The sequence below is a fragment of the Agromyces flavus genome (assembly GCF_900104685.1).
In the GTDB taxonomy this organism is placed as follows: Bacteria; Actinomycetota; Actinomycetes; order Actinomycetales; family Microbacteriaceae; genus Agromyces; species Agromyces flavus.
The window spans coordinates 2,673,801-2,699,304 of sequence record NZ_LT629755.1; the positions used below are offsets into that span (position 1 = coordinate 2,673,801).

General features: G+C 68.5%; 26 protein-coding genes. 7 read left to right on the forward strand and 19 right to left on the reverse strand.

Features of this window, described 5'->3' with window-relative positions; genetic code table 11:
• Positions 1-161: 161 nt before the first annotated feature.
• Complete coding sequence (locus BLT99_RS12660) at positions 162-1,445, reverse strand: FAD-dependent oxidoreductase (protein WP_229724376.1); 1,284 nt, start codon at positions 1,443-1,445, stop codon at positions 162-164.
• 114 nt (positions 1,446-1,559) lie between these two features.
• Between BLT99_RS12660 and BLT99_RS12665 the strand changes: the two genes are divergently transcribed.
• On the forward strand, positions 1,560-2,048 hold the full coding sequence (locus BLT99_RS12665) for a YajQ family cyclic di-GMP-binding protein (RefSeq protein ID WP_092673053.1): 489 nt from the start codon (positions 1,560-1,562) through the stop codon (positions 2,046-2,048).
• Positions 2,049-2,112: 64 nt separating this feature from the next.
• On the opposite strand, the gene BLT99_RS12670 is transcribed toward BLT99_RS12665, so the two are convergent.
• Entirely contained in the window at positions 2,113-2,412 is a 300-nt protein-coding gene (locus tag BLT99_RS12670; protein ID WP_092673056.1) for a HigA family addiction module antitoxin, read from the reverse strand.
• Positions 2,413-2,594: 182 nt separating this feature from the next.
• Here BLT99_RS12670 and BLT99_RS12680 point away from each other — a divergent pair, with 182 nt between their 5' ends.
• Both BLT99_RS12680 and BLT99_RS12685 read left to right on the forward strand, forming a co-directional pair.
• A complete protein-coding gene (locus tag BLT99_RS12680) occupies positions 2,595-3,434 on the forward strand; it encodes a helix-turn-helix domain-containing protein (protein ID WP_197675497.1) in 840 nt (279 codons plus the stop codon).
• Positions 3,435-3,496: 62 nt separating this feature from the next.
• Positions 3,497-4,078 (forward strand): dihydrofolate reductase family protein, encoded by a 582-nt coding sequence (locus BLT99_RS12685; RefSeq protein WP_092673062.1) that lies wholly within the window; start codon positions 3,497-3,499, stop codon positions 4,076-4,078.
• Positions 4,079-4,156: 78 nt separating this feature from the next.
• Here the strand turns inward: BLT99_RS12685 and BLT99_RS12690 are convergent, their stop codons facing one another.
• From BLT99_RS12690 to BLT99_RS12740, 11 genes are all read right to left on the reverse strand, one after another.
• Positions 4,157-5,269, reverse strand: coding sequence for an alpha/beta hydrolase (locus BLT99_RS12690; RefSeq protein WP_092673065.1), 1,113 nt, complete (start codon positions 5,267-5,269; stop codon positions 4,157-4,159).
• A gap of 104 nt (positions 5,270-5,373) precedes the next feature.
• Positions 5,374-6,255: a type II secretion system F family protein gene (locus BLT99_RS12695; RefSeq protein ID WP_092673068.1), complete on the reverse strand. Its 882-nt coding sequence runs from the start codon at positions 6,253-6,255 to the stop codon at positions 5,374-5,376.
• On the reverse strand, positions 6,255-7,211 hold the full coding sequence (locus BLT99_RS12700) for a type II secretion system F family protein (protein WP_092673071.1): 957 nt from the start codon (positions 7,209-7,211) through the stop codon (positions 6,255-6,257). The genes BLT99_RS12695 and BLT99_RS12700 overlap by 1 nt, the downstream gene beginning before the upstream one ends.
• Positions 7,208-8,719 (reverse strand): CpaF family protein, encoded by a 1,512-nt coding sequence (locus BLT99_RS12705; RefSeq protein ID WP_092673074.1) that lies wholly within the window; start codon positions 8,717-8,719, stop codon positions 7,208-7,210. Before BLT99_RS12705 ends, BLT99_RS12700 begins: the two co-directional genes overlap by 4 nt.
• Positions 8,706-9,932 (reverse strand): AAA family ATPase, encoded by a 1,227-nt coding sequence (locus BLT99_RS12710; protein ID WP_157674996.1) that lies wholly within the window; start codon positions 9,930-9,932, stop codon positions 8,706-8,708. The genes BLT99_RS12705 and BLT99_RS12710 overlap by 14 nt, the downstream gene beginning before the upstream one ends.
• 113 nt (positions 9,933-10,045) lie before the next feature.
• The gene (cpaB, locus tag BLT99_RS12715) at positions 10,046-10,804 is read right to left on the reverse strand and encodes a Flp pilus assembly protein CpaB (protein WP_092673080.1); all 759 of its coding nucleotides are present in this window, start codon (positions 10,802-10,804) and stop codon (positions 10,046-10,048) included.
• A 44-nt stretch (positions 10,805-10,848) separates the two neighbouring features.
• Complete coding sequence (locus BLT99_RS12720) at positions 10,849-11,916, reverse strand: TadE/TadG family type IV pilus assembly protein (protein WP_092673083.1); 1,068 nt, start codon at positions 11,914-11,916, stop codon at positions 10,849-10,851.
• Entirely contained in the window at positions 11,904-12,320 is a 417-nt protein-coding gene (locus BLT99_RS12725; RefSeq protein WP_092673086.1) for a TadE/TadG family type IV pilus assembly protein, read from the reverse strand. Before BLT99_RS12725 ends, BLT99_RS12720 begins: the two co-directional genes overlap by 13 nt.
• Positions 12,321-12,391: 71 nt before the next feature.
• Complete coding sequence (locus tag BLT99_RS12730) at positions 12,392-12,625, reverse strand: Flp family type IVb pilin (RefSeq protein WP_092673089.1); 234 nt, start codon at positions 12,623-12,625, stop codon at positions 12,392-12,394.
• 264 nt (positions 12,626-12,889) lie between these two features.
• A complete protein-coding gene (locus tag BLT99_RS12735) occupies positions 12,890-13,549 on the reverse strand; it encodes a prepilin peptidase (RefSeq protein ID WP_092673092.1) in 660 nt (219 codons plus the stop codon).
• Between the two features lie 84 nt (positions 13,550-13,633).
• Positions 13,634-15,448, reverse strand: coding sequence for a thiamine pyrophosphate-requiring protein (locus BLT99_RS12740; RefSeq protein ID WP_092673095.1), 1,815 nt, complete (start codon positions 15,446-15,448; stop codon positions 13,634-13,636).
• A 113-nt stretch (positions 15,449-15,561) separates the two neighbouring features.
• Between BLT99_RS12740 and BLT99_RS12745 the strand changes: the two genes are divergently transcribed.
• Positions 15,562-16,293 carry an NYN domain-containing protein gene (locus tag BLT99_RS12745; protein ID WP_092673097.1) on the forward strand — a complete coding sequence of 244 codons (732 nt, stop codon included), beginning with the start codon at positions 15,562-15,564 and terminating at the stop codon, positions 16,291-16,293.
• 27 nt (positions 16,294-16,320) lie between these two features.
• Here the strand turns inward: BLT99_RS12745 and BLT99_RS12750 are convergent, their stop codons facing one another.
• The 3 genes from BLT99_RS12750 to BLT99_RS12760 all read right to left on the reverse strand — a co-directional run bounded on the left by BLT99_RS12750 (position 16,321) and on the right by BLT99_RS12760 (position 19,645).
• Positions 16,321-17,700 (reverse strand): FAD-dependent oxidoreductase, encoded by a 1,380-nt coding sequence (locus tag BLT99_RS12750; RefSeq protein ID WP_092673099.1) that lies wholly within the window; start codon positions 17,698-17,700, stop codon positions 16,321-16,323.
• Positions 17,701-17,745: 45 nt separating this feature from the next.
• Positions 17,746-18,867: a polyprenyl synthetase family protein gene (locus BLT99_RS12755; protein WP_229724377.1), complete on the reverse strand. Its 1,122-nt coding sequence runs from the start codon at positions 18,865-18,867 to the stop codon at positions 17,746-17,748.
• 67 nt (positions 18,868-18,934) lie between these two features.
• Positions 18,935-19,645, reverse strand: coding sequence for a demethylmenaquinone methyltransferase (locus BLT99_RS12760; protein WP_092673103.1), 711 nt, complete (start codon positions 19,643-19,645; stop codon positions 18,935-18,937).
• 259 nt (positions 19,646-19,904) lie between these two features.
• On the opposite strand from BLT99_RS12760, the gene BLT99_RS12765 reads away from it, so the two are divergent.
• Complete coding sequence (locus tag BLT99_RS12765; protein WP_229724378.1) at positions 19,905-20,195, forward strand: DUF427 domain-containing protein; 291 nt, start codon at positions 19,905-19,907, stop codon at positions 20,193-20,195.
• 32 nt (positions 20,196-20,227) lie between these two features.
• Positions 20,228-21,547: an isochorismate synthase gene (locus BLT99_RS12770; protein ID WP_172802978.1), complete on the forward strand. Its 1,320-nt coding sequence runs from the start codon at positions 20,228-20,230 to the stop codon at positions 21,545-21,547.
• 22 nt (positions 21,548-21,569) lie between these two features.
• Here BLT99_RS12770 and BLT99_RS12775 read toward each other — a convergent pair whose 3' ends face one another.
• From BLT99_RS12775 to BLT99_RS12785, 3 genes are all read right to left on the reverse strand, one after another.
• Positions 21,570-22,427: a PPK2 family polyphosphate kinase gene (locus BLT99_RS12775; RefSeq protein WP_229724380.1), complete on the reverse strand. Its 858-nt coding sequence runs from the start codon at positions 22,425-22,427 to the stop codon at positions 21,570-21,572.
• Between the two features lie 228 nt (positions 22,428-22,655).
• A complete protein-coding gene (gene menD / locus BLT99_RS12780; RefSeq protein WP_092673105.1) occupies positions 22,656-24,533 on the reverse strand; it encodes a 2-succinyl-5-enolpyruvyl-6-hydroxy-3-cyclohexene-1-carboxylic-acid synthase in 1,878 nt (625 codons plus the stop codon).
• On the reverse strand, positions 24,526-24,963 hold the full coding sequence (locus BLT99_RS12785) for a PLD nuclease N-terminal domain-containing protein (protein WP_092673108.1): 438 nt from the start codon (positions 24,961-24,963) through the stop codon (positions 24,526-24,528). Before BLT99_RS12785 ends, menD begins: the two co-directional genes overlap by 8 nt.
• Before the next feature lie 74 nt (positions 24,964-25,037).
• On the opposite strand from BLT99_RS12785, the gene BLT99_RS12790 reads away from it, so the two are divergent.
• On the forward strand, positions 25,038-25,319 hold the full coding sequence (locus tag BLT99_RS12790; RefSeq protein WP_092673111.1) for a DUF4229 domain-containing protein: 282 nt from the start codon (positions 25,038-25,040) through the stop codon (positions 25,317-25,319).
• Positions 25,320-25,504 lie beyond the last annotated feature (185 nt).

Genomic DNA, 25,504 nt, shown 5'->3' on the forward strand with positions numbered 1-25,504 from the left:
GTCGAGCTCGGCCGCTGCGGCGTATCGAGTCCCACCGTCCGAAGCAGATCCCGCGGCACAAGGCCCGGTACTTCGGTACCACCTCGCCGACGGTCGACTCGGCGCCCAGAGGTGCACCGAGATGGGGCCACTTGCCGATCGCGTAGGTCAACGCCGGGGACTCACCGACGCGCGTCGAGGTCGCGAAGCACCGCTCGCGCCACGCGGTCTCCCGAGACGAGGGCTCCCTGGATCGACGCGGTGTCGCGGTGGTCGCCGGCGACGTAGCGTGCCTCGCCGACTCGAGCCGGGCTGGTCGTCCGCAGGGGCGGCGGCTGCGCGGGCAGGGCGTGCGGAAGGTCGTCGCGTCGCAGCAGCTCCCAGGCGGTCGCGTCGGCGCCCCAGATCTCGGTGAGCTGACGGCGCACCTCCCGCTCGGACGGTGCGCCCGCGCCATCCGCCCCGCCCGGAAGCACGCAGGTCGCCTCGATGAGGTGCCGGCCGGCGGCGGCGTAGGCGCGCGCGGTGTGCGACATGACGACCGTGTTGACCACGGGTCCGCGGCGTCGGCCGTCGACCCTGAGCAGGGCGGATGTCGCGGGCGCCGCATCGGCCGCGAACCACCAGGTCTGCAGGCCCTTCGTCGTCGGCGCGGGGATCTCGAGCAGTTCGGCGACGGCTTCGGGCCCGACTGCGACGACGACCGCCCGCGCGGTGAGTGGATCGCCGCCGGCGACATCGGCTTCGATGCCGATGCCGTCCGTTCGCGTTCGGAGACCTCGGACGGGGACCCCCAGTCGGATGTCGGCGCCAGCGGCTCGCGCCCCGGCGGCGAGCTGCGCCGGGAGCGCGGCGATCCCGCGCTCGGGCACGCCGGGCGACCCGAGCACGAACATGCGGACGAGCAGCCGCGCGAAGCTGTCGGACGTCGAACCGTCGCCGTCGGCGAGCACGCCGGCGAGGAACGGTTCGAGGACCTCGCTGCGGAGCGGGCCGCGCAGGCCGACGCGGTCCCAGCCCTCGCGCAGCGGGCGGTCGGGCCCGGCGATCACACGGCGCGGCCGGGCCAGCACCGGCAGCACCCACCGTGCGAGCGCGACGAGGTCGCGCGGCCTGGCGAGTCCGCTGCCGAGCATGGCCGGGATGCGCTCCGGGTGACGCCGCGGGTCGACGAGTTCGGCGAGCCCGTCGTCGCGTCGCACGCGGACGCCGACCGGGAACGACCGCAGATGGAGGGCCGCGACATCCACCCACCGCTGCACGGCCGGGTAGGCGGGATTGAGCACCTGGAAGCCGCGATCGAGCAGGAAGCCGTCGACCTCGTCGGTGCGCTGCCGGCCGCCGACGACCTCTGCCGCCTCGAGCACGACCACGTGACGTCCGGCCTGTGCGAGCCGGGTCGCGCAGCGCAGTCCCGCGAGTCCCGCGCCGACGACGATCACATCGGCGTCGAGATCACGCGGCACGGGAGCCTCCTCGCGGGTCGGTTCCATGATGCCCGAGGCAGTCGATTCGACGGGGCTGCGCACGGGCACGCCCGCCCCGTGGCATCCGCTCACCCCCTCGCTAGACTGGCGCGCATGGCAGATTCGACGTTCGACATCGTCAGCAAGGTCGACAAGATGGAGGCCGAGAACGCCGTGAACCAGGCGCGCAAGGAGGTCGACCAGCGGTACGACTTCAAGGGCGTCGGCGCGTCGGTCGAGTGGTCGGGCGAGAAGATCCTGCTGAAGGCGAGCTCCGAGGAGCGCGTCAAGGCGGTGCTCGATGTGGTGCAGTCGAAGTTCATCAAGCGCGGCATCTCGCTGAAGGCGCTCGACTCGGGCGAGCCGTACGCGTCGGGGAAGGAGTTCCGCCTCGAGATCGCGCTGAAGAACGGCATCGACCAGGAGCACGCCAAGAAGATCAACAAGCTCATCCGCGACGAGGCGCCCAAGTCGGTCAAGTCGCAGATCCAGGGCGACGAGCTGCGCGTCTCGTCGAAGAGCCGCGACGACCTGCAGGAGACCATCCGCCTGCTCAAGGCCGCCGACCTCGACCTCGACCTGCAGTTCGTCAACTTCCGCTAAGCCGCGGCGGGCTGTCGGGGCGAGCGGATGGCGCGGCCGCGCGCCCGCACAGCTCTGTCGCCGCCTACGCCGATGCGACCAGCGGCGTGATCGCGTCGAGCTCGCGCCAGTGCGCGTCGAGTTCGACGTCGAGGTCGTAGCGGTTCTGCAGGTTCAGCCAGAACCGCTCGCTCGTGCCGAGTGCGCGCGAGAGTCGGAGCGCAGTGTCGGGAGTGATGCCCCGCTTGCCGTGCACGATCTCGTTGATCCGTCGCGGTGGAACTCCGATGGTCAGGGCGAGCCGGTACTGGCTGATGCCGAGCGGCTCGAGGAACTCCTCGAGCAGGATCTCTCCCGGATGAATCGGGTCATGTGCCTTCGTCATGTCGTACACCTCCTCAGTGGTAATCGACGATCTCGACGTCGTCGGCTCCCGATGGAGTCCATCGGAAGCAGATTCGGTATTGGTCATTGATTCGGATACTAACCTCGACCTCGACCTGCAGTTCGTCAACTTCCGCTGAGTTCAGGCGAGCGGATGGCGCGGCCGTCCGCGATGATGGCGGCGTGGAGTATGTGTCCAGGGTGCCCGGTCCACCGCTGGACGGGCTGATCAACGACCTCTACTACCTGGAGGGCGCCCCGCCGTACGCTCGATTCACGTTGCCGGCGGCGCCGGCGCCACTGCTCATCGTCAACCTCGGGGCGCCCTTCCTGATCCGCGCCGACACCGACGGCGAAGCCGTGGATTTCGCCGACGGCTGCGCGGTCGCCACGCCCACACGTGCGTGGGAGTTCGGCTACCCGACCCCGACCCGGTCGGTGGGTGTCCATTTCAGGCCGTGGGGGCTGGCGCCATTCCTTCCGATATCCGCGGCGAAGTTGTGCGACCGGCCGGCGACGGTGGAGCAGATCTGGGGCGGGCCCGCTGTCGCTGCGTTGCGAGACCGTCTGACCTCGGCGGGAACACCGGACGAGATGCTGCGGTTGCTCGAGCAGGAACTGGTGCGACGGCTGCGCGCGATCGACGGCCTGGACATCGTCCGCCAGCTGGGCGCCGCCATCCTGGAGACCGGCGGAGCCGGGCCGATCAGCGACCTCGGCGTGGCATCCCGGGCCAGCAGCACGTACCTGGCGAAGCGGTTCAAGGAAGTCATCGGCGTCACGCCGAAGCGGCTGGCGCGCAGTTGCCGATTCACCGCCACCGTGCTGGCGCTCGATGTCGCCCGGCCGATCGATTGGGGCGACATCGCCGCTCGCGCAGGCTATTTCGACCAATCCCACTTCGTTCACGAGTTCCGGGAGTTCACCGGGCTCACGCCGACCCGGTATGTCGAAGTTCGGCAACGCTTCCTCCGTGAGCACCCCGACCACGCGCTGGAAGGCTGGCCACTGCCGGCCGATTGATTTCTTACAAGAGCGGCCGCTCACGACACAGGAGACTTGGACTCCGAGGAGAGGAGGAATCCATGAGGAAAGTGGTCATGAATGCGTCGGTCTCGGTCGATGGCTTCATTGCGGCGGAGGACGACGATCCCGGTCCGCTGTTCGAATGGTTGGTCAGCGGTGACGTGCCGTTGGACGACAGCGGGGTGCTGAACGTGTCGCAAGCGTCCTACGACCACATCCGCCCGTACTGGGACGAGATCAGTGTGACGATCGCCGGCCGCCACAGCTTCGACCTCACCGACGGCTGGGACGCGACCCCTCCGAGCGGGGTCGATCACGTCGTCGTCGTGACGCACCGGCCGCCGCCCGAGGGCTGGGACCTCAACGCGCCCTTCCACTTCGTCGACGGCATCGCGGAGGCCATGGTCACGGCGCGGGCGCTCGCGGGTGACCGCACGGTCGAGGTCGCCGCCGGCGATGTCGGCGGCCAGATGCTCGCCGCGGGTCTCGTCGACGAGGTACGCATGGATGTCGCGCCCGTCGTGCTCGGGTCGGGCAAGCGCTACTTCGGCTCCGTCGACTCGCAGCATCTGCTGGAAGACCCGGACGTGATCATTCAGGGAGACCGGGTGCTTCATCTCCGCTACCGGGTGCGCCGTTGACCTCTCCGACGCGCGCCGGGCCGGCGAGGCGCGGATCCATGCCGTCGCCGATGGCCGCGCCTGACCGACTCGCCTCGCTCACGGCGTCGTTGGCGGCGCGTACCCCTCGAGCCAACGCGTGATCGCCGCGTAGGCGGCGGACCGCGCCGGCTGCCGCGAGAGGAACACGTCGTGCAGCGCCCCGTCGATCCGCACGACCGTGACCGCCGGTCCGAGCTCGAGCGCATGCCTGGCGATGTCGTCGACGACGAGCACGATGTCGGACGCGAGCATCGCGTCATCCCACCGCCCCTGCAGCGTCGACCTCGCCGAGAGCAGCGTCAGCACCGGCGCGCCCACGTCGATGCCAGCGTCGACGGTCGCGTGCCCTGCGAGGATGGCGGTGAGCCAGGCCGGATGCGTCGTGAAGCCGCGGTCGGGCCGCCAGCGGTGGTCGTACTCCCACTCGCCGTCGAGCTCCTTCGCGATCGAGCGCGCGTAGAACCCGAGGTCGACGTTGGGCAGCGGACGCATGGGGTTGACCCGCGCCCCGAACTCGATGACGGGCGAGATCGCCTGCCGCCCGATGCTCCGCAGCTGGAACTCCAGCCACGGGCTGTTGAGGATGAGCGCCGCGGCGCGCCCCGGGTTGCGGGCCGACCAGAGGCTGAACACGAGCCCGCCGGTCGAGTGCCCGAGCAGGATCAGCGGTCGCGTGTGGGGGGTGAAGAGGCCGCTCTGCGGCCGTCTCGAAACCCGCTCCGCCGCACCGTCCCCCGCGTCACCTCCGTCCTCGGCATCACTCTGATCGATCGCCGCTAACGCCGCCTCGATCTCCTCGTCATACGTCGCCAGCTTCGTGACGTACCCCGGCGTCTGCCAGTCGCGCAGGCTGCGCCCGTACTTCCGAAGCTCGAGCGCGAAGAACCGCGCACCGGCATCCGTCCAGTACCGCGCGAGCTGGGGGTTGAAGAAGTAGTCGCTCCAGCCGTGCACGTAAAGCACGTCGCACCCGGATGCCGCGGGCGGCGGCACCGCGATCGGCTCCGGTTCCCACGGCCAGCGCCACCTCCGGCGCGCCCGCGCCTCCTCGGGCGCGGCCGACCGGTACCGCACGAGCGTCGCGACGACCTCACCCTCGTCGTCGGGCTCGAGCGGCAGCGTCAGCTGCTCGAACCCCTCGCCGAGCACGTCCGGTCGCCACTCGTCCAAGCCGCCTCCCCTTTGGGTCAGCTTAGGCAAGGACGATGGCTCGGCGCTCTCCACCACTACTTCACACCCTCAAGGCGCGCGATGCGGAGGCAGCCGAACGAAGATCAGAACGTATTGATTCCGGCAAAGGTGTTGATCATGTTGAGCGCTGCCGGTGTGAGCAAGACGATGAACAACACCGGAAGCAAGCAGAACACGAGCGGGAAGATGATTTTCACGGTAACTTTCATGGCCTGCTCCTCGGCACGCTGACGCCTCTTGAGGCGCATCTCGCCGGCCTGCACGCGGAGGACTTCACCAATGGAGATGCCGTACTGGTCCGCTTGGACAACCGCCCGCACAAACCGCCGCAGGTCTTCCTGGCTCGTGCGCTTCTCCAGTTCCATGAAGGCGTCGCGTCGGCTGCGACCGATGCTCATGTCTTGCAGCACTCGGATGAGTTCTTCCGCCAAGGGCCCCTTGCCGTTGCGGGCGGCCTTCGCCATCGCGGCGTCGAAGCCAAGTCCCGCTTCCACCGCAATCGTCATCTGATCAAGAGTGTCCGGCAGAGAGTACTTAATGGCCTCCTGACGGTCGTGCGCCCTGCTGTGGATTAGCACATCGGGTAGGAAGAACAGCATCGTCGTGCCGCCAAGGACAAGAAGGACTTTCAGGGCGTTAGGTCCGCCGCTGAAGATGAAGATCAGACCGAGCGCTACGCCGAACAGCGCGAGAGCGATCTTCCAGGTGACGATGCGCTGCAGCGTCCATCCCGCCGGGCGCCCCGCATGGACTACTTGCTTCTCGATCCAGCCCACATAGCCACGCGGAGCGGCCGCGATGAGGGAGGCGCCGAAGCTTGATTGCTGTACACGGCCCAGCGTCGGATGCACCTCTCCGGGCGGCTCGACCGCAGGTCGCCGCCTCGGGAAAAGCATGAAGACGAACAGCCCGATCGCGAGCGCCGTAACTGCGATCGCGATGTACGCGACCAACTCTGGCGCCATCAGAATTTCACCTTCACCGCGAAGGAGACCCAGATCGCGCCGAGAATAAGAAGAATGACGGCGACCCCGAGCGCAATCATCCCGAAGATCGAGGTGAAGAAGACACTCATGTAAGTGGGCTGGACCAGCGAGAGGAACAAGAACACGCCGACCGGCAAGCACACCAACACGATCGCCGAGAGCCTACCTTCCGCGCTGAGCGCCTTCACATGCCGGCGGATCTCGTTGCGCTGGCGGATGGTCTTGCCGACCTGATCCAGCACCTCCGCAAGATTGCCGCCCGTCTCCTGGTTGACCGCCACCGCCTGCGCGAGCCACTCGAAGTCATCGCTGCGCATCCGCTGCGCCGTTACCGCGAGCGAGTCAGCCAAGTTCCTGCCCAGCCGCGTCTCATTGACCACTCGCGAGAGTTCCTCGCTCGTGGGCGAAGCCGAATCACTCGCAACGGCCCCCACCGTGCGTGATAGTCCGTGTCCGGCCCGAAGGCCGCCCGCCATGAGCTGAACCGTGCTATCTACCTGATCGGCGAACCGGTCACGTCGACGCGCCGTGCGCATACTCAGCATCACCTTGGCCCCGATCGGAGTGAGGACGGCGAAAAGGAAGCCCCAAAGAAGCGAAGTACCGCTCGCGAACCCGAGGAGGACCCCGACCAAGGCCATTACGCTGGCCGCAGAAGCGACCATTACGACGAATGCGCTCGGTTCGGATCTGATCCCGGCGAGTTCGAGCTCCTCCGGTCCGAAGAAGCGGCGGGACTGTTTTGAAACGACGCCGTCGACCGCCGCGGTGGTGCGTTGGGTGATCCTGGACAGCATCGACACGTGGTCCACCCCGGGTGCGCGACGGCGCTCCGCGGAAACCCGAGGTGCGGGCGGCGCGATCACGAGAAAGACGAGGACAAGTCCAGCGAGCAGCGCGATGCTGATGCCGGCGACGAGTATGCCGGGATTCATCGAATCTCGCCCAACATGCCCCGAAAATCGCGCTGGAAGAGCGAGACAGGAAGCTTGATTCCGTGGTCCGCGATCCGCTCGGCGAATCGCGGCCGCACACCAGTCGGCTCGATCCGACCCTTGAGCTTTCCTTCCTCGTCATAGCCAGCCGAGTAGTCGAACGAGAAGGCATCTTGGAGGGTGATGATGTCACCCTCCATCCCATGCACCTCCGTTACCTGGGTGACGCGGCGCACACCATCCTTGTGACGGGTGATCTGCACGATGAGGTCGATCGCCGAGGAGATCTGCTCACGGATAGCGCGAAGCGGGAGGTCCATGCCCGCCATGAGCACGAGCGTCTCCATTCGGCTGATCGCGTCGCGCGGCGAGTTGGCATGCAGCGTCGAGATCGATCCCTCGTGACCGGTGTTCATCGCCTGGAGCATGTCGAGGCTTTCGGCGCCTCGGACCTCACCGACGACGATCCGGTCGGGTCGCATGCGAAGGGAGTTCCTGACCAGGTCGCGGATGGTGATTTCACCGCGTCCCTCGATGTTCGGAGGCCGGGATTCGAGGCGCACCACGTGTTCCTGCTGGAGCTGCAACTCGACGGCATCCTCGATCGTGATGATCCGCTCATCGGTGGGAATGAAGGCAGACAGCACGTTGAGCAACGTCGTCTTTCCTGTACCCGTACCGCCGGAAACGAGGATGTTCAGCTTTGCACGCACTGCCGCGTCCAGCACCGTGGCGACTTCGCGTGTCAGAGTGCCGAATTGGACCAGGTCCTCGACGGTGTACGGCGTTCCGGCGAACTTTCGAATGGTGAGCGACGACCCGTTCACGGCCAAGGGCGGGATGATCGCATTTACTCGCGAACCGTCCTCGAGCCGTGCATCGACAAGTGGAGAAGATTCGTCGATCCGGCGACCGACCCGCGACACGATTCTCTCGATAACTCGACGAAGCTGCGGCTCCCCCGTGAACCTGTGCGGCGTCTCCATGAGCCGGCCCTGCCGCTCCACGTACAGCTGGTCGAATCGGTTGACCATGATCTCGCTCACCGTTGGGTCCTCGAGCAACGACTCGAGCGGACCATAGCCGAGAACGTCCGCACCGATGTCGTCGATAAGGCGATTGCGCTCCGCCGTCGTAAGCGCAATCTGCTCTGCGGCAACGATGTCCGCAAGTTCTGCCTTCGCAAGCGCATGCAACTGCTCTTCAGTCAGCGAGGCATCACTCATACGCGATCCGATGCGCACGAAGAGCTCCTGCGCGGCCTTCTCCTTGATCGGTGCCAGCGGATCCAGGATGGGTACAGGACGCATCGCCGTGGGCAACGAAGCGGGAGGCTTGAAGAGGGCTGGCGTCGGTTCCTCGACGGACGCGTCGGCGACCTCCGGGAGGACCTCGGTGAATGTGTCGTCGGGACTCTGCGTGTCTTCAGACGCGTAGGTTCGCAGTCCCGTGGGATCTACGACGACCTGCGGGCTACGGAGTGCATTCAGCCGATCATTCAGTCCCATGTGATCGCCGCCTTCTCTGGATCTTGGTGCGCTTCGGGAACGCTTCGGGCGCTATGCGCATGACCACCGAACGCACAGCGCGCGCGGCTGGATCACGAACATCATCGTGAATCAGGGGAATTCCGCGATTACTGGCGAGCAGTACTGCGGACGACTTCGGAACCGCGACGTCGATGGGTGCACCGATGACCGCCTCGGAGTCCTTCACGGTGAGGCCGCTCATCTTGTCGACCTGATTGAGAACGATGTGTCGGTTGCTGGGCATGAGCCCGAGTGTCGTCAGCATCTGAAACTCCGTTCGCAAGGCCCGAAGACTCGCCACGCTCATGTTCGAGACGAAGACGGCATCCGTGACGTGTTCGATGGTGACGAGCGTGTGCTCACTGAGTCCGGGTGTGGTATCGACGACGACGTAGCGGAAGAATTCACGAAGGCGCTCGATCAGTCGGCCGAGTGACGCGGATTGCACCTGGTCGCCGAGCTCGGGTGAGGGTGCGCTCGCTACTACGAAGAACCCGTCCGCATGATGAACGAGGACGGTCTTCAACACGAGTTCGTCTTGGGCGGCATCCGCCACGGCGTCCACGATCGTTCGCTCGGGCTGCAGATTCAATACTGCGGTGATATCACCGAATTGGAGGTCGGCGTCGATGAGGACCACCGAGTTTGGCGCGACTTCAGCGAGTCCGGTTGCCAGATTGACCGCAATCGTGGTCTTGCCCTGACCGCCCTTCGGCGCGACGACAGCGATGGCCTCGGACGGAACCCCGTCCTCGAGCGGTGGGAATTCCCATTCGATCTCCTGAGGCTGCTCATCGACCGGCTCGCCGCTCGCCTCCTCATGTACTTCCTCTGCGATCTCGCTCTCGGTCGTGGATTGGATCGCGAGCATTTCGGCGACCAGATCGCCGACTTCGGGTTCAGGGTCTGCTTCGAAATCCTCGAGTTCGGCGCGACCGTTGGAGATGAGCCAGTTGGACAACCGGTCTAGAAGTTCCTCGGTCGTCGCGTCCGCGGCATGCGGACTGAGCACCGCGTGGAGAGGTAGGTCGTCAACCCAGTCTTCGAGGTCGGTCCGCTGTTCGCGCACGACGATGAGCCCGATATCTGGGTAACGGTCGTTCAGCCCTCTGACGAGACCTCGGGTTTCCTCATAATTCAGAACCGGGCCGAGCAGCGCGATACGCGGCGTCGCTTCGACGCGATCGATCACCGAGTCTGCGCCCAGAAGAAGGAACTCTCCCGGGACGACGGCAAGCCGATTGCCGAGCAGAGACCGGAGTCGGGTCTCGTACTCGGCAGAACGGCTGATCAGCAGAAAAGGTGTCACTGCCAGGCGTTGCTTCCGTTGACAGGGCGGGTGCCACTGTTGTCGGTGTTGTCGTTCTCGAGCGTCAGCCACATTTGGGCGTACTGCGCCGCTTCTCCTTCAGAGAACCATACCCAGCGCTCAACGTCTGGTGCGGACAAGGCGATAGTCACCATGATGCTGTCACCTGCACCTTGACTCTGCTCTTCGCCGGTCTCAGGGTCGACGCCCGCCACCCCCTGGACCTTCGTGACGAGGACGCCGTGGAATGCGAACCGCGAGACGGGATTGACCACGTCCTCCTCGTCGCCGATCTCGTCGGGATCCGCAGTGCCGACCAGCCCGATCTTGTCGCCAGCCCGCACTTGACCACCGACAACGCGATCGGCCGGCAGAGTGAAGGAGACAAGTTGCATCCCCTCCGGAATCGGGACATCTCCTCGCGCCGCCAAATCAGCGGGATCGACGAAGCGAGCTGTGAGTAGCTGTTCGCCGGGCAGGATATCCGTGGCCGCAACCAGTCCCGCGAGCTCTTCCAGGTCGGTTACGTATCCTTCGGCCAGGTTGCGCTGAGGGATGGTGTCGACTCGCACCAACTCCTCAATTGATTCCCCCGCAGTGCCTTCGGCAATGGGCTCTTGGACGATGTACACCTCAGCAAGTTCCGCTCCTTCAGCAGCTCGCGCGTCGGCGCCTCGCACGTAAGTCACAAGCACGAAGGCGCCAGCGACGGCCAAGATGAGCGCGACGATCGCGCCGATGATTCGGGTCTTCATTCGGGTCCTTGCTGGAAGTGGTAAATCTCCGGTAGTGAGGCGACTCAGTCGATCAAGCGCGCAACCGTCAGTCCTCCGTCGGGCGAGCCATCACCAAGGTCGAAGTCCTCGCCGATCGCGACGTACCTCACGAAGTAGCCTTGAAGCCCAAACTCGCCGCCCTTGAAGCCGGGTGACTTGGATTCTCCGGGGAGATAGCAATCGCTACCGCTCTTCACGCCGGGCAGTTCGCACTTGCCGCTGGCGACGTGGTAGCCAGTCACCTTGAATGCCGCGAACCGGCTGATCATGTAGCTGCCGCCGCTGCCACCGCTACCCGCGGTGTACGAATCGTACAGCGGAATCAGAACGGTCTTTCCAAGCAGCTTCGAGATGTAATCGTCGGGGCATCCGCCTGCCTTGGTGTCCGAGCTCCCGGGCACACCATCTTCTGGAACGTCCACTTCCACGATGACTTCGCAATCGGGCACGCCATCACCCGTGACGTCGTCGCCCTCCAGCCACCCAAAGCCACCTGGGTAACCAGCTGGGCAGTTCGCGGGCTTCTTGTCACCATTGCCCGGACCGATCAGCAGCAGAATGAACGGATCACCCGAGGGTTCACTTCCCGGATCGAACCGATTCGTCAACTCGCATTCCGCTACCGCGAGGGGGATCGTCGAACCCTTTTCAGGCGATCCCCACTCCGCGGTCGCGCGAGCTCGAACGGTGGTGTGGTTCGGGTCCTCATCGGAGTCGACCAACGAGGCAAACAAGTGGGGAAATTCCGCTGCAGCAGCGACGGTGATCAAGTTGTTCGCGAGATCAAGGGACTCGATCTCAGCTGAACCGGGTACTGGTGTACCCGCGTTCTGACCGATGAGCACATTGCTCGCGTCCGCACTTGACGCCGCAGTGCAGAGGGCCTCGTCCTCTGCGCACATCTTCGCGGCCGCGAGCACGGCGGCGTCCGCTCCCTGCTGCAACTGAGTTCGCTCGGCGTGCTGGGCCCCCAGGTCGACGGCGAGGGCTGCGAAACCCATCATCGGTACAAGGAGCATTGCGATGAGGACGGCATTGGCACCTCGTTCGTCCCTGCGAAGCCTTGCGATGACAGACTTCAACCGTTGCATGGCATTGCCCCTGTCGCTTTGAGATCAAAATCGGCGCTGAGAAGCGTCCCGAACCACTGGGTGATGGAGCCCGGGGCGACCGTGATCTCCGACGTCGCAACTCCGGATGTCGCACAAGTCGCCTTGACGTCTACGGTTGCCGCGGTCCAGTCCACGAAGCCCGGAATCTTCTTAGACTCCGCTTCGGACTTCGTCTCGAGGGTGCCGATCCCTGCAACGTCCAGGTCTGGCTCGTAATGAACTGCTGCATACCGCGCACCGACCGCGGCACCGCTCGTGATTGTCGCCTGAATGTTCCAAAGGCGCGAGAATTCGAAGATCGTGATCAGGAGCATGATCACCAACGGGAACATTAACGCGAACTCGACGGCCGCGGCGCCCCGCTCGTTCTCGCTCGAACGCATAGGTCAACTCCCAATCGACGAGGGGGTTCGGGATGCGAACATCCCGAACCCCGCCCAAGTCTTGCTTAAGACTATCCGGCGCCGCCGGCCGGTGCCGCCGGCGTGCCGACCTTGTCGCCCTGCAGACCCATCCAAGTGCCAACGTCCTTGACGAAGTCGTTGAGGATCGGAGTGAGCGCGACGGCCGCGACGACGAGCGCAATCGCAACGAGACCGAGAACGAGAGCGTACTCGGTTGCGGTGGCGCCGTCCTCCGCACGGAGGGAGTTGAGGCGGGCCTGGGCCCGCGTGTACAGCTTGAGCATGGTGACACCCTTCGGGTCGAACAAATACTTGGGGTGCCGCCCACCTGTGCAAGCGGCTTGATGAAGTTATCGGCGAAGCCAAACGGGGGGCCACGCCCCATTTCGGGGTTCCCTCGCATTGGGGGTCACGGTGGGGTACAGACGTGACCGAAACGTGATCTATGCGCTGCTATAGTCCGCGATTCGGGGTACACCGGTCCGCCAAGAGGGGGACATGGCCGATTTCGGTACTTGAACCCGGAACCTTGGCCCGCGGAATGGGGGTCAGGCTCCGAAGAGGAGCAAGGCCCCGATCGCGCCCGCGAGCATCGATGGACCGAACGGGATTGACTCCCGAAGGGTGGCCTGACGCAATAGCAGGGCGACCAACCCGACCACGCCGCCGATGAGGAATCCCGCGAACACTCCGGCGATCCACACCGCCCACCCGAACCACCCGAGCGCAAGGCCGAGGGGGATCGCGAATTTCACGTCGCCCATGCCCATGCCGCTGGGTGAGATCAGCGCGAGCACGAAGTAGAGCAGAAACATCCCCGCAGCACCTCCGAACGCCCAGAGCAGACACCCCCACTCCCCCGTTAGCGCCGAAGCGAGCACGAGCAGCACGGCGACGAGGCCGAGAGTCGGGAGCAGCACCGCGTTCGGGAGGCGGTGCTCGGTGAGGTCCACGATCGAGAGCACGACTCCGGTGGCCATGAGCGCGAGGAGCGCCGGCAGCACGGGGTGGGCGCCGAAGCGCCAGGTGAGGAGCGCGAAGCCGACGGCGGTCGCGATCGCCGACGAGACGCGGAGGGTGCGAAGCGACATCCGCTTGTCTGAGGGGGTGTGGATGTTGCGGTCGGCCCAGATGGCCAGAGGCCACCAGCCGAGGATGGCGCCGAGGAGTGCCGCGCCCGCGACGAGGAGGGCGGGGGCGAGGGGCATGGAACGGAGCGTAGCGCGTGCGCCGGGTTTCGAGACGCGGCTTCGCCGCTCCTCAACCCTCACACCCGCTCCGCGCTTCAACCCTCACACATCGCCCTCGATGCGGAGGTACTCGTCGTAGAGCGAGAGCGCGTGCTCAGCGCCCTCGGCCTCGAGGCCGGCGCGCATCGTCTCGCGCGCCTCACGGGCCTGCGGCAGGGGCGGCAGAAGCGGGACGTCGCGGTCGCTGAGAAGCTGGATCACCGTCGGGCGGTCGGCCGCGAACGCGCGCCGCCACGCGCCGCCCACGTCCGAAGGCGAGTCGACGATCTCGCCGCGCAGGCCGAGCAACTCGGCGTAGCGCGCGTACGGGAAGCCGGGAAGCGCCTGGCTGGTCTCGAAGCGCGGCTCGCCCTCGACCTCGCGCTGCTCCCACGACACCTCGGCGAGGTCGCCGTTGTCGAGCACCAGTACCACGAAGCGGGGGTCGTCCCACGACTCCCATCGATCGGCGACGGTGACGAGCTCGGCGATGCCGGTCATCTGCATGCCGCCGTCGCCCGCGAGCACCACGGCGGGGCGGCCGGGGAAGGCGAGCTTCGCCGCGATGCCGTACGGGATGCCGCAGCCCATGCTCGCGAGCGTGCTGCAGAGGTGCGCGTCCGCGTTCTGCGGCAGGCGCAGCTGCCGCGCGTACCAGTAGACGACGCTGCCGACGTCGAGCGCGACGAGCGCGTCATCCGGCAGGTGGTCGTTCAGCGCGCGCACCGCGAACTCGGGGTTCACCGGGTCGGCGGATGTCTCGGCCCGCGCATCGGCGATGCGCCGCCACTCGCGCACGTGCTCGGCGACGCGGTCGCGCCATCCGTCGGTCTTCGTCAGCGGCAGTCGCACCGCCAGCTGGCGCACGGTCTCGCGCGCGTCGCCCACGAGCCCGACCTCGACGGGGTACCGGCGACCGATCGCGCGGCCGTCGAGGTCGACCTGCACCGCGCGCGCCTGCCCCGGCGCGGGGTAGAACTCGGTCCACGGGTCGCTCGAGCCGACGATGAGCAGCGTGTCGCACTCGGCCATCACCCGCGCGCTCGCGGTCGTGCCGAGGTGGCCCATCGTGCCCGCGGCGAAGGGCAGCGACTCGTCGACGAGCGGCTTGCCGAGCAGGCTCGTGACGACCGCGGCGCCGATGCGCTCGGCCAGCGCGATGAGGTCGTCGATCGCGCGCTGCGCGCCCTGGCCGATGAGCATCACCGGCCGCTCCGCTTCGGCGAGCACGGCGGCCGCGCGCTCGAGCTCCCCCGGGTCGGGCAGCACGCGCGGCGAGCGATACCCGACGGCCGTCGTGATGTGTCCGTGCTCGGACGCGGGCTCCGCCGCCGGCTCGTTCTGTACGTCATGCGGCACGATCACGACCGTCGGCGAGCGGGTCGCGAGCGCGGTGCGCACCGCCTGGTCGATCGCGGCCGGCACCTGCTCGGGCGCGACGACCGTCGTCGAGTACTGGGCCGCGACATCCGCGAACAGCCGATGCAGGTCGACCTCCTGCTGGTACTCGGTGCCGAGCACCGAACGAACCTGCTGGCCGACGATGGCGACCACCGGCGCCCCGTCGAGCTTGGCGTCGTACAGGCCGTTGAGCAGGTGGATGGCGCCGGGCCCCTGGGTCGCAGCAACGACGCCGACCCGCCCGGTGTACTTCGCGTGGGCGACCGCCATGAACGCGGCGGTCTCCTCATGCCGGGCCTGCACGAACTCGGGCGCGTCGTCGGAGCGGCGCAGCGCCTGCATCACGCCGTTGATGCCGTCACCGCTGTAGCCGAAGATGCGGTCGACGCCCCACTCGACCAGCCGGGCGACGATGGCGTCGGCGACGGTGGGATCTTGGCTATCCTGCTCGTTGGGATCGTTCGTCGCTGGAGTCATCGGGCCACGCTAGGCCGAGCGCCGAGCGGATGGCGCGGGGGTTGACACGTCGCGATCGCGGCGTGGCGGGCGGCATGACCATCGTTGCGCCCGCTCGCTGCCATGCTTGAGGCATGGCGCAGCCCACTGACCTCCTGGCGGTCCTTGTCGACGCTGACAATGTGCCGCCTTCGAAGATCGGTGCAGTGCTGGCCGAAGTCGCACGCTTCGGCACCGCCTCCGTGAAGAGGGTCTACGGCGACTGGACCAAGCCGAACTTGAGCAGTTGGAAGCCCGTCGCGAGTGAGCACGTGATCCAGCCGATGCAGCAGTTCGCCAACACGGTAGGCAAGAACGCCACTGACAGTGCTTTGATCATCGATTCGATGGACCTGCTGTACACGCGACGATTCCACGGGTTCTGCATCGTGTCGTCCGACAGCGACTTCACCCGCCTCGCGTCCCGTATTCGCGAAGAGGGTGTCACGGTCTTCGGCTTCGGGGAGCGGAATACGCCTGAAGCATTCCGCAACGCGTGCGACCGGTTCACGTATCTCGACGTGATCGATGAACCCGCGGCGGAGAGCGCGGCTGTCGTGCCGACGCGCGTTCCGGGTCCGAAGCTGCGCAGCGATACGAAGCTCGTGCATGGGCTGCGGACGAGCGTCAGAACCGCATCGGGAGAGGACGGTTGGGCGAACCTCTCCCCGGTGGGTCTCTTGATGCGGAAGCAGCATCCCGACTTCGACTCACGAAATTGGGGCTACGCGAAGCTTTCCGACCTTATTCGAGCGACGGAACTATTCATCATCGAGGCTCGAAGCGGCGGGCTGCAGGTACGAGACAAGAGGAAGAACGGCGACTGAGCCTGGTCTCCACCGCCGCAGGAGGGGTCAGACCTCGCCGCGCGAGATACCGACCATCTCGTCGCGGGGCACGACCTTGATGCGGCGACGCTTCTCGGCCGCGCCGAGGGCCTGCTCGTGCTCGTCGAGGCGGTGCCATCCGTCGAGGTCGGTCCAGCGGATGCCGCGGGACTCGAGCATCTCGATCACCGACTCCTCGGACGGCGACTCGGGCCGCCACCAGTTGCCGAGGTCGTTGATGACGTGCTTGATCGTCTCCATCGCGTCGGACTTGGTGTGGCCGATGAGGCCGACCGGGCCGCGCTTGATCCAGCCGGTCGCGTAGACGCCGTACATCTGGCGCGACTGTCCGGTCTCCTTGTCGCGGATCAGCACCTGGCCCTCGTGGTTCGGGATGACGCCGAACTTCTTGTCGAACGGGATGCCAGGCAGCGGCGAACCGAAGTAGCCCACCGCGCGATACAGCGCCTGGATCGGGATCTCGCGGATCTCGCCGGTGCCGACGACCCCGCCCTCACCGTCGGGCGCGGTGCGCTCGTACCGCAATGCGCCAACTCGGCCGGTGCCGTCGTCGACGACCTCGAGCGGCTTCGCGAAGAAGTGCAGGTGCAGCCGGCGCGACGCTTGTCCGGTTTCGCGCTTGCGCCATTGCTGCAGCACCTTGTCGATCACGAAGACCTGCTTGTTGCCGGCGACCGCAGCGCGCGCGGCGTCGTCGTAATCGAAGTCCTCGTCGTACACGATCATGTCGACGTCGCGCAGCTCGCCGAGCTCGCGCAGCTCGAGCGGCGTGAACTTCACGGAGGTCGGGCCGCGCCGCCCGAACACGTGCACGTCGGTCACGGGCGACTGCTGCAGCCCCGCGTAGACGTTCGCCGGGATCTCGGTCGGCAGGAGGTCTTCGGGGTGCTTCGAGAGGATCCGCGCGACGTCGAGCGCGACGTTGCCGTTGCCGATCACGCCGACCGACTGCGCCTCGAGCGGCCACTCGCGCGGGTAGTCGGGGTGGCCGTCGTACCAGCTCACGAAGTCGGCCGCGCCGTACGACCCCTTCAGGTGGGCGCCGGGGACGTGCAGCGACGCGTCGCGCACCGCGCCCGTCGCGAAGATCACCGCGTTGTAGTGCCGCTTGAGGTCGTCGAGCGTGATGTCGGTGCCGAAGCGCACGTTGCCGAAGATGCGGATGTCGCCCCTGTCCAGCACCTCGCGAAGGGCCGTGATGATGCCCTTGATGCGCGGGTGGTCGGGTGCGACGCCGTAGCGGACCAGGCCGTACGGGGCGGGCAGGTGATCGAACAGGTCGATCGAGACGTCGAAGTTCCGCTCGGCCTTCAGCAGGATGTCGGCGGCGTAGATGCCCGCCGGGCCTGCGCCCACGATCGCCAGGCGAAGCTTGTTCCTCGTCACCAGTCCAGTCCTCCGGTCCTGTTCCGACGCTCGCGTTCGAACGTCCTAGCTCGAGCGCTCGACGATCGTGTCGGCGAAGCGCGTCAGCGCCTTCTTCACGCTGCCCTCGGGCACCGGCGCCAGCGCCGCGACGGCCTCGCGCGCCCAGCCGTGGGCCTCAGCGAGCGTAGCGCGCGTGGCCTCGTGCTCCCTCAGCTCGGCGACGAGTCCGTCGACCGTCGCGCGCGACGGCACGATGCGAGCCGCGAGCGTGTTCGTGTCGAGCGGGTCGCCGTCGTCGGCGGCAGGTCGCGGCAACACGTCGCGACGGATGCGCTCGAGCAGGTCGGCGGACGCGACATCCGTCTTCGCGAGCTCTTCGAGCCGCAGCAGCGGCAGGGTGACGACGCCCGCCCGCAGGTCGGTGCCGGGCACCTTGCCCGTCTCCTGCGGCTGCGGCGACAGGTCGATCACGTCGTCGATGAGCTGGAAGGCGACGCCGATCTTCTCGCCGAACTCGATGATGGGCGCCTCGAGCGCGGGGTCGGCGTTCGAGAACACGATGCCCGACTGCGCGGCCGCCGCGATGAGCGAGCCGGTCTTGTCGGCGAGCACCTGGATGTAGTGCGCGATCGGGTCCTCGTCGGGGTCGGGTCCGACGGTCTCGTTGAGCTGGCCGAGCACGAGCCGCTCGAAGGTGTCGGCCTGCATGCGGATGGCGCGCTCCCCCAGCTTGGCCATGAGCTGGCTCGCGCGGGCGAACAGCAGGTCGCCCGTGAGGATCGCGACCGAGTTGCCCCACACCGTCTGCGCGCTCGGCACGCCGCGGCGGCGCTCGGACTCGTCCATGACGTCGTCGTGGTACAGCGAGCCGAGGTGCGTGATCTCGATCGCCATCGCGGCGGTCACCACGTCGTCGACGACACCGTCGCCGAGCTGCGCCGTGAGCAGGGTGAGCATCGGGCGCACGCGCTTGCCGCCCGCCTCGAGCAGGTAGCGCCCCGCGACATCCGCCACCTTGTCGGCGAAGCGCACCTCGTCGACGAGGCCCGTCTCGACGCGCTCGAGCCCGTCGTCGATCGCGCGAGCCATGGCCCGGTCGGCCGAGGATGCGAACACCCGCTCGCTGAGACCCAGGTTGGCCGCGAGGGTGGACCCGCGACGGACGACCGGATGGCTCGGATTCACGACGCCCAGCCTACCGAGAGCGAGCCGAGCGGATGCTGCGAGCCTGTCGAACGCGGAGGGCCGTGCGCTACACCGTGGCGAGTGGCTTGCGCGCCCGGTGGAGCGCGACGACGCCCGCCGTGAGGTTGCGCCACGCGACATCCGCCCAGCCCGCCTCGCGGATCCATCCGGCGAGCGCCGCCTGGTCGGGCCACGCGTTGATCGACTCGTTGAGGTACTCGTACGCGTCGTCGTTCGAGCTCGACATTCGTACGAGCGGCGGCATGACGACCTTCTGGTAGAAGTCGTAGCCGGCACGGATGACTCGGACCGGCGGGTGCGAGAACTCGCACACCACGAGGCGGCCGCCGGGCTTCGTGACGCGGAGGAACTCGCGCAGCGCCTGCTTCGGATCCTTCACGTTGCGCAGGCCGAACGAGATCGTGACCGCGTCGAACTCGTCGTCGCCGAACGGCAGGTTCATGGCGTCGGCCTCGACGAACACGAGGTTCGAGACGTGCGCCTGCCGGCGTCGGCCGACGTCGATCATGCCCGGCGAGAAATCGGCCGCGACCACGCTGGCGCCCGACTTCGCGAGGCTCGCGCTCGACGTGCCCGTGCCGGCCGCGACATCAAGGATCTTCTCGCCCCGCTTCGGGGCGACCGCCTTGGTGGTCGCCGCGCGCCACAGCGTCGCGTTGCCCACCGAGAGCACGGTGTTGGTGCGGTCGTAGCGCGCGGCCACGCGGTCGAACATCGCCGAGACGTCGCGGGGGTCCTTGCCGAGGTCTGCGCGCATGGTGCGAGTCTACGGTCGCCTGCTGGACGCCGGCTCGGGGGCCGTCGCCTGCCGGCCGTCGGCCGCCGCAGATGCATGAGAATCCCGACTTGGGCGCGCAGCATGACCGTCAGAGGCGGATTCTCATGCATTCCTGCGTCTGCGGGCGGATGCCACCTGCGCGGAGCCTGTGAGAATCCATGCAGAGGGATGGAAACGATGGCCGAGCGGGTTGAACCGGGGTGAAGCTGGTACGAGAACCCGAAGGGAATGCAGCGGCATGGGCATGAAGGCGATCTGGAACGGCACGGTCATCGCGGAGTCCGACGACACGGTCGTGGTCGAGGGCAACCACTACTTCCCGCGCGAGTCGATCCGCCCCGAGTACTTCGCCGACAGCGACAACCGCAGCGTGTGCCACTGGAAGGGCACCGCGAGCTACTTCCACGTCGAGGTCGAGGGTGAGCGCAACCCGAACGCCGCCTGGTACTACCCGCAGCCGTCGGCCGCCGCCGAGGAGATCCGCGACCGCGTCGCGTTCTGGCGCGGGGTCGACGTCATCCCGGCGTGAGTCTCCTCCGCGCCCCGGCGTAGGCTGGTGCGGTGACGCGAACGGATGCCGCGGCGCCTCCCGCCGCCGATACGCGGTTGCGCGTCCGCACCGTTCCGGTCGATGAGACGGCGCCGCTCGTGCCGCGGCTCGACCCGCGCCATCCGCTGCTCTGGATGCGACGCGGCGAGGGCATGATCGGCCTCGGCGAGGTGCTGCGCATCGAGACCGCCGGGCCCGACCGCGTCGCGCGCGCGGCCGACGGATGGCGCCGCCTCGCCGCCGCGGCCGACGTCGACGACCGCGTGGGGCTGCCCGGCAGCGGGCTCGTCGCGTTCGGAGCGATCGCGTTCGCCGACGAGTCGGCCGCGACGAGCGTGCTGGTCGTGCCCGAGATCGTCATCGGACGCCGCGACGGGCGCGCGTGGGTCACCCGGATCGAGCTGCTCGACGCGACATCCGGCGCCTCGGGGGCGGCGCTCGCGGCCGCTCCCGTCGAGCTGCCCGAGCCCGCGCCCAAGCGCGATGTCCCGCGCGTGCGCTTCTCCTCCGGCACCATGCCCCCCGAGGCATACATGTCGGCGGTCGCCGACGCCGTCGGCCGCATCGACGACGGACGCTTCGAGAAGGTCGTGCTCGCGCGCGAGATCGTCGGGCAGCTCCAGGAGGATGCCGGCCTGCGGGCCGCCCTCGCGAAACTCGCCGACGACTACCCCGACACCTGGGTGTTCGCGGTCGACGGGCTCATCGGCGCGAGTCCCGAAACGCTCGTGCGCGTCGACCATGGCACGGTCTCGGCGCGCGTGCTGGCCGGCACCGCGTCACGCGGCCGCGACGCGACCTCCGACCGGGCCCAGGCCGCGCGTCTCGCCGACTCGCCGAAGGACCGCGCCGAGCACGCGCTCGCGGTCGAGAGCGCCGTCGCGACGCTCGCGCCCCATACCGCGCGGCTCGATGCGAGTCCCGAGCCGTTCACGCTGCAGCTGCCGAACCTCTGGCACCTCGCGACCGACCTCAAGGGCACCCTCGGCGACGGCTCGAGCTCGCTCGACCTCGTCGAGGCCGTGCACCCGACCGCCGCGGTCGCCGGCACGCCGCGCGAGGTCGCACTGCGCGCGATCGCCGAGCTCGAGGGGTTCGACCGCGGGCGCTACGCCGGCCCGGTCGGCTGGATCGACGCCGACGGCGACGGCGAATGGGCCATCGCGCTGCGGTGCGCGCAGGTCTCGCCCGACGGCACGGTGCGAGCGTATGCCGGTTGCGGCATCGTCCACGATTCGGTGCCCGCCGACGAGCTCGCCGAGACCGACATGAAGTTCCGGCCGATCGTCGAGGCGTTCGGCGCCCCGCCGCCGTCGCCGCCGATCCCCTGACCCGCGCGCGGCGGCCGGGCGGTCAGCTCACCATCAGGCGCTGTCGCTGCTCCTCGACGTCGAAGTCGGCGACGGGCCAGTCGAGCCGCATGGCCTCGAGTGCCTCGATCAGCAGGTGCTGGACCGCGAGCCGCGCGTACCACTTGCGGTCGGCGGGCACGACGTACCAGGGCGCGTGCGGCGTCGTCGTGCGGTCGAACACCATCTGGTACGCCTCACGGTAGCGCGGCGCGAGCATGCGCTCGTCGATGTCGCCGGGGCTGAACTTCCAGTGCTTGTCGCGCCGCTTGAGGCGCTTGAGCAGGCGGGCCTTCTGCTCCTCCATCGAGATGTGGAGCATGACCTTGATGATCGTCACGCCCGAGGCCGAGAGTTCGGCCTCGAACTCGTTGATCGCGTCGTAGCGGCTCTCGATCTCGTCGGCCGGCGCGAGCTCGCGCACCTTGGCGATCAGCACGTCCTCGTAGTGCGATCGGTCGAACACGCCGATCATGCCGCCGTCGGGCAGCTTCTTGCGGATCCGCCAGAGGAAGTCGTGCTCGAGCTCCTCGTCGGTGGGCTGCTTGAACGCCGCGTACTGCACGCCCTGCGGGTCGACCGCGCTCATCACGTGCTTGACGATGCCGCCCTTACCCGCGGTGTCCATCGCCTGCAGCACGAGCAGGATGCGACGCGGATCGTCGCCCATCTGGTTGCCCGCGAACAGCATCTCCTGCTGCTCCGCGAAGATCGCGGCGCCCTCGGCCAGCGAGGTCTCGGCTTCCTTCCTGCCGCCCGCGAACCCGGGTGTGCCGCGCGGCTCGACCTCCTCGAGCCGGAACCCCTGCCGCACCCGCAGCACCTCCGACGGATCGGTCGCCCAGTACGTTTCGAGACCCACGTCGCTCCCCTCATCGCGGCGCCCGTGGCCGCTGGTGCTTCATCTTGGGGCCCCGACGGATGCCGCGGCAAGGGGTGGCGCGCCGCCGCCGCACCACTTGCCTTTCCGCCCCGCCGCAACGCAGGTGCGGAGCGCGTGTCGGGTTGCCGGGTGCAGCGTGTCGCCCGACACGCCGGACGCGCACCTGCGTTGCGCGCGGGCGCGGGTCGTGCGAGCTGACGGCATGGGTCAGCGGGCGAGCGGGACCTCGAGCAGGGTCGGCCCCGTGACGGCGGTGCCGAGTGCCTCGTCGAGTTCACCGCGGGTGGTGGCACGGCGGTACTCCCAGCCGTAGGCGGCGGCCAGCCCTGCGAGATCGACCTGCTGCGGGGTGTACTGCACGCGATCGAAGGCATCGGATGGCGCGGACGCCGCCACCTCGAGCGCGTCGAAGATCGTTCCGCCGCCGTCGTTGCCGACGACGAGGAGCACGCGCGGGCGGGCCTCGCCCGCGCCGATGAGCAGGGACCCGACGTCGTGCAGGAGCGTGAGGTCGCCGATGATCGCGCGGGTCGTGCCGCCGGCCGCGCGCGCAGACGCGGCGGGCGCGCCATCCGCCCCTGGCACTGCGGCTTGGCTCGCGATCGCGACGCCGAGCGTGGTCGCGACCGTGCCGTCGATACCGGCGAGCCCGCGATTGGCGTGCACGGTGATGCGGCGGCCCGGCACGGTGCGGTCGGCGTCGCGGATCAGCCGCGATGCGCCGAACACGAGCCGGTCGTGCGGCCAGGTCGCGCCCCACACCGCCTCGACGAGCATGCGCCGGTCGATCGGCGTGCGGATGCGCGCGAGCTGGTCGCGCAGGTACGCGCGCTGGGCCGCGAAGTCGGACACGTGCCCGGTCTCGTCGACACCGCTGCGCAGCGGTGCGGTCGATCCGGCCATTCCGGCCGGGGCGCCGTCGCCGTCGACCACGACCCGCCTCGATCCCCCGTGCGCCGCCGCGGCCGCGGCCTCGTCGACGAGCATGCGGCTCGACCGCACCCAGCGCCCGGTCCACGCCCGCTCGTCGGCGGTCGGCTCGTGCGGCTCGACCGCGACCGCGCGCTCGAATCGATCGGCCGCGTGCCCCGGGTTGAACCACTCGATGCCGGATGGCGCGACCACGACGACCTCGACGCCCTTGCGCTGCACGAGCGCGGGCACCTCGCGCGAGAGCGTCGGATGCCCGAACACGACCACCCGCTCGACCTCGTCGCCGAACCCCGGTTCGCGCAGCAGCTCGCGGTACGCGACGACCAGGTTCGGCCCGAAGCGCGCGCCGCTCGTGACCTCGGCGATGAGCGGCCAGCCCGCCGCGCGGGCGAGCTCCTCGGCGGCGGGGCCGGCTCCGGCGCCCGCGACGACGATGGTGCGCGGGCCGTGCGCGAGTCGCGCGGCGGGCACGTCGGTCGAGTCGGCAGCGGCCGGGTTCGAGGCGGATGTCGCGACATCCGCCCCCGCCGTGGGCACCGAGGCGTCGTCGAGGGTCACCGCCGACGACAGCGGTTCGCGCAGCTGCAAGTTGAGGTGCACGGGTCCGGGGCCGGGGTGCGGCACGATCCGGCCGTCGGCGTCGCGGCCGAGCGCGGCCCGGACGGCCTCGCGAGCGAGGGAGGTCGCGGCATCCGCCTCGCCGGCCCGCCCCTCGGGTGGCGTGACGTCGCGCTCGAGGCGCACGGCGCCCGCGAAGATCCCGGGCTGCATCGTGGTCTGGTTCGAGCGGATGCCGCGCAGCTCGGCGGGCCGGTCGGCTGTCGCGAGGATGAGCGGGACGCCGCCGTGGTGCGCCTCGAGCACCGCCGGATGCAGGTTCGCGACCGCGGTGCCGGACGTCGTGACGACCACCGAAGGCCGACCCGACTCGACCGCGAGCCCGAGCGCGAGGAAGCCCGCGCCACGCTCGTCGATGCGGACGTGCAGGCGGATGGCTCCGGCCCGCTCGAGCTCGGCGGCGGCGAGCGCGAGCGCCTGCGAGCGCGATCCGGGCGCGACCACGACATCGGTCACGCCAGCGCGGACGAGCGCGGACAGCAGTGCAAGCGCGGACGCGGTCGCCGGACTCGCGACCGCGCGCGCGTCAGGCATCCGGTCGGCCCGACGTGCCCGGCTCTCCCGGCGTCTCGGTTCCGCCGTCGTTGCGGCGGTGGTCGCTGCCGAGCGCGTCGTCGGGTCGCGGTCGGTTCGATGGGGTGTCGTCGTCGAGCTCGGCGAGCTCCTGCTCGAGGCGGCGGATGCGCTCCTCGTGCTCGGCGTCGGCACGGAGCCGGCGCAGGAACTCGGGGTCGTCATCGGGCGCCGACGCGTGCGGGAACACCCGGCCGACGCGGATGGCACGACCGCGGCCCACGAGGAACCACAGCAGCCCGCCGATGATCGGCACGAGCAGGATGACCACGATCCACCAGCCGCGCGGCAGACCGCGGATGCGGGAGCGGTCGAACAGCGCGCAGTCGACCGCCGCGTAGATCGTGAAGACCACGGCGGCGACACCGAGGATCACCCAGAGGCGGACCATGCTCCGATCCTACGCGCGCTGCGTCACAGTGGGCTGGGAGCGCTCATCCAGATTCCGTTGCCTACACTGATCGCGTGAAGGCCGTCCCCGTCTGGCTCCGCTACACGCTTCTGCGCGTGGTGCTGTTCGCTGCGCCGCTCGTCGTGCTGCTCATCGCCGGCGTCTCCCCGTGGATCGCGGTGCTCGTCGCCGCCCTGTTCGGCTTCAGCGCGTCGCTGCTGTTCCTGCGCCGCCAGCGCGAGGAGTTCGCGACCGACCTCTACGCGGCCCGCCGTCGCGAGACGCCCACGGCGCGCGACGACGCCGAGGCCGAGGATGGTGCGGTCGACGCGTCGGAGCAGCGCCCCTCGGAGTAGGGCGCGCGTCGCGCCATCCGCTCTCGGCCGTGCGTCGACCGCCGCGCACTTGACGCCGGGTCGCCGGCTGGACCGCGTCGCCAACGAGATGACGCGAAACGCGGTTCGCCGCCGCGCCAAGGACAGTTCGCGTCATCTGGATGCGGAGGCCGGCGCCGGGTCGGCGAGAGCTGCCGAGCGAGATG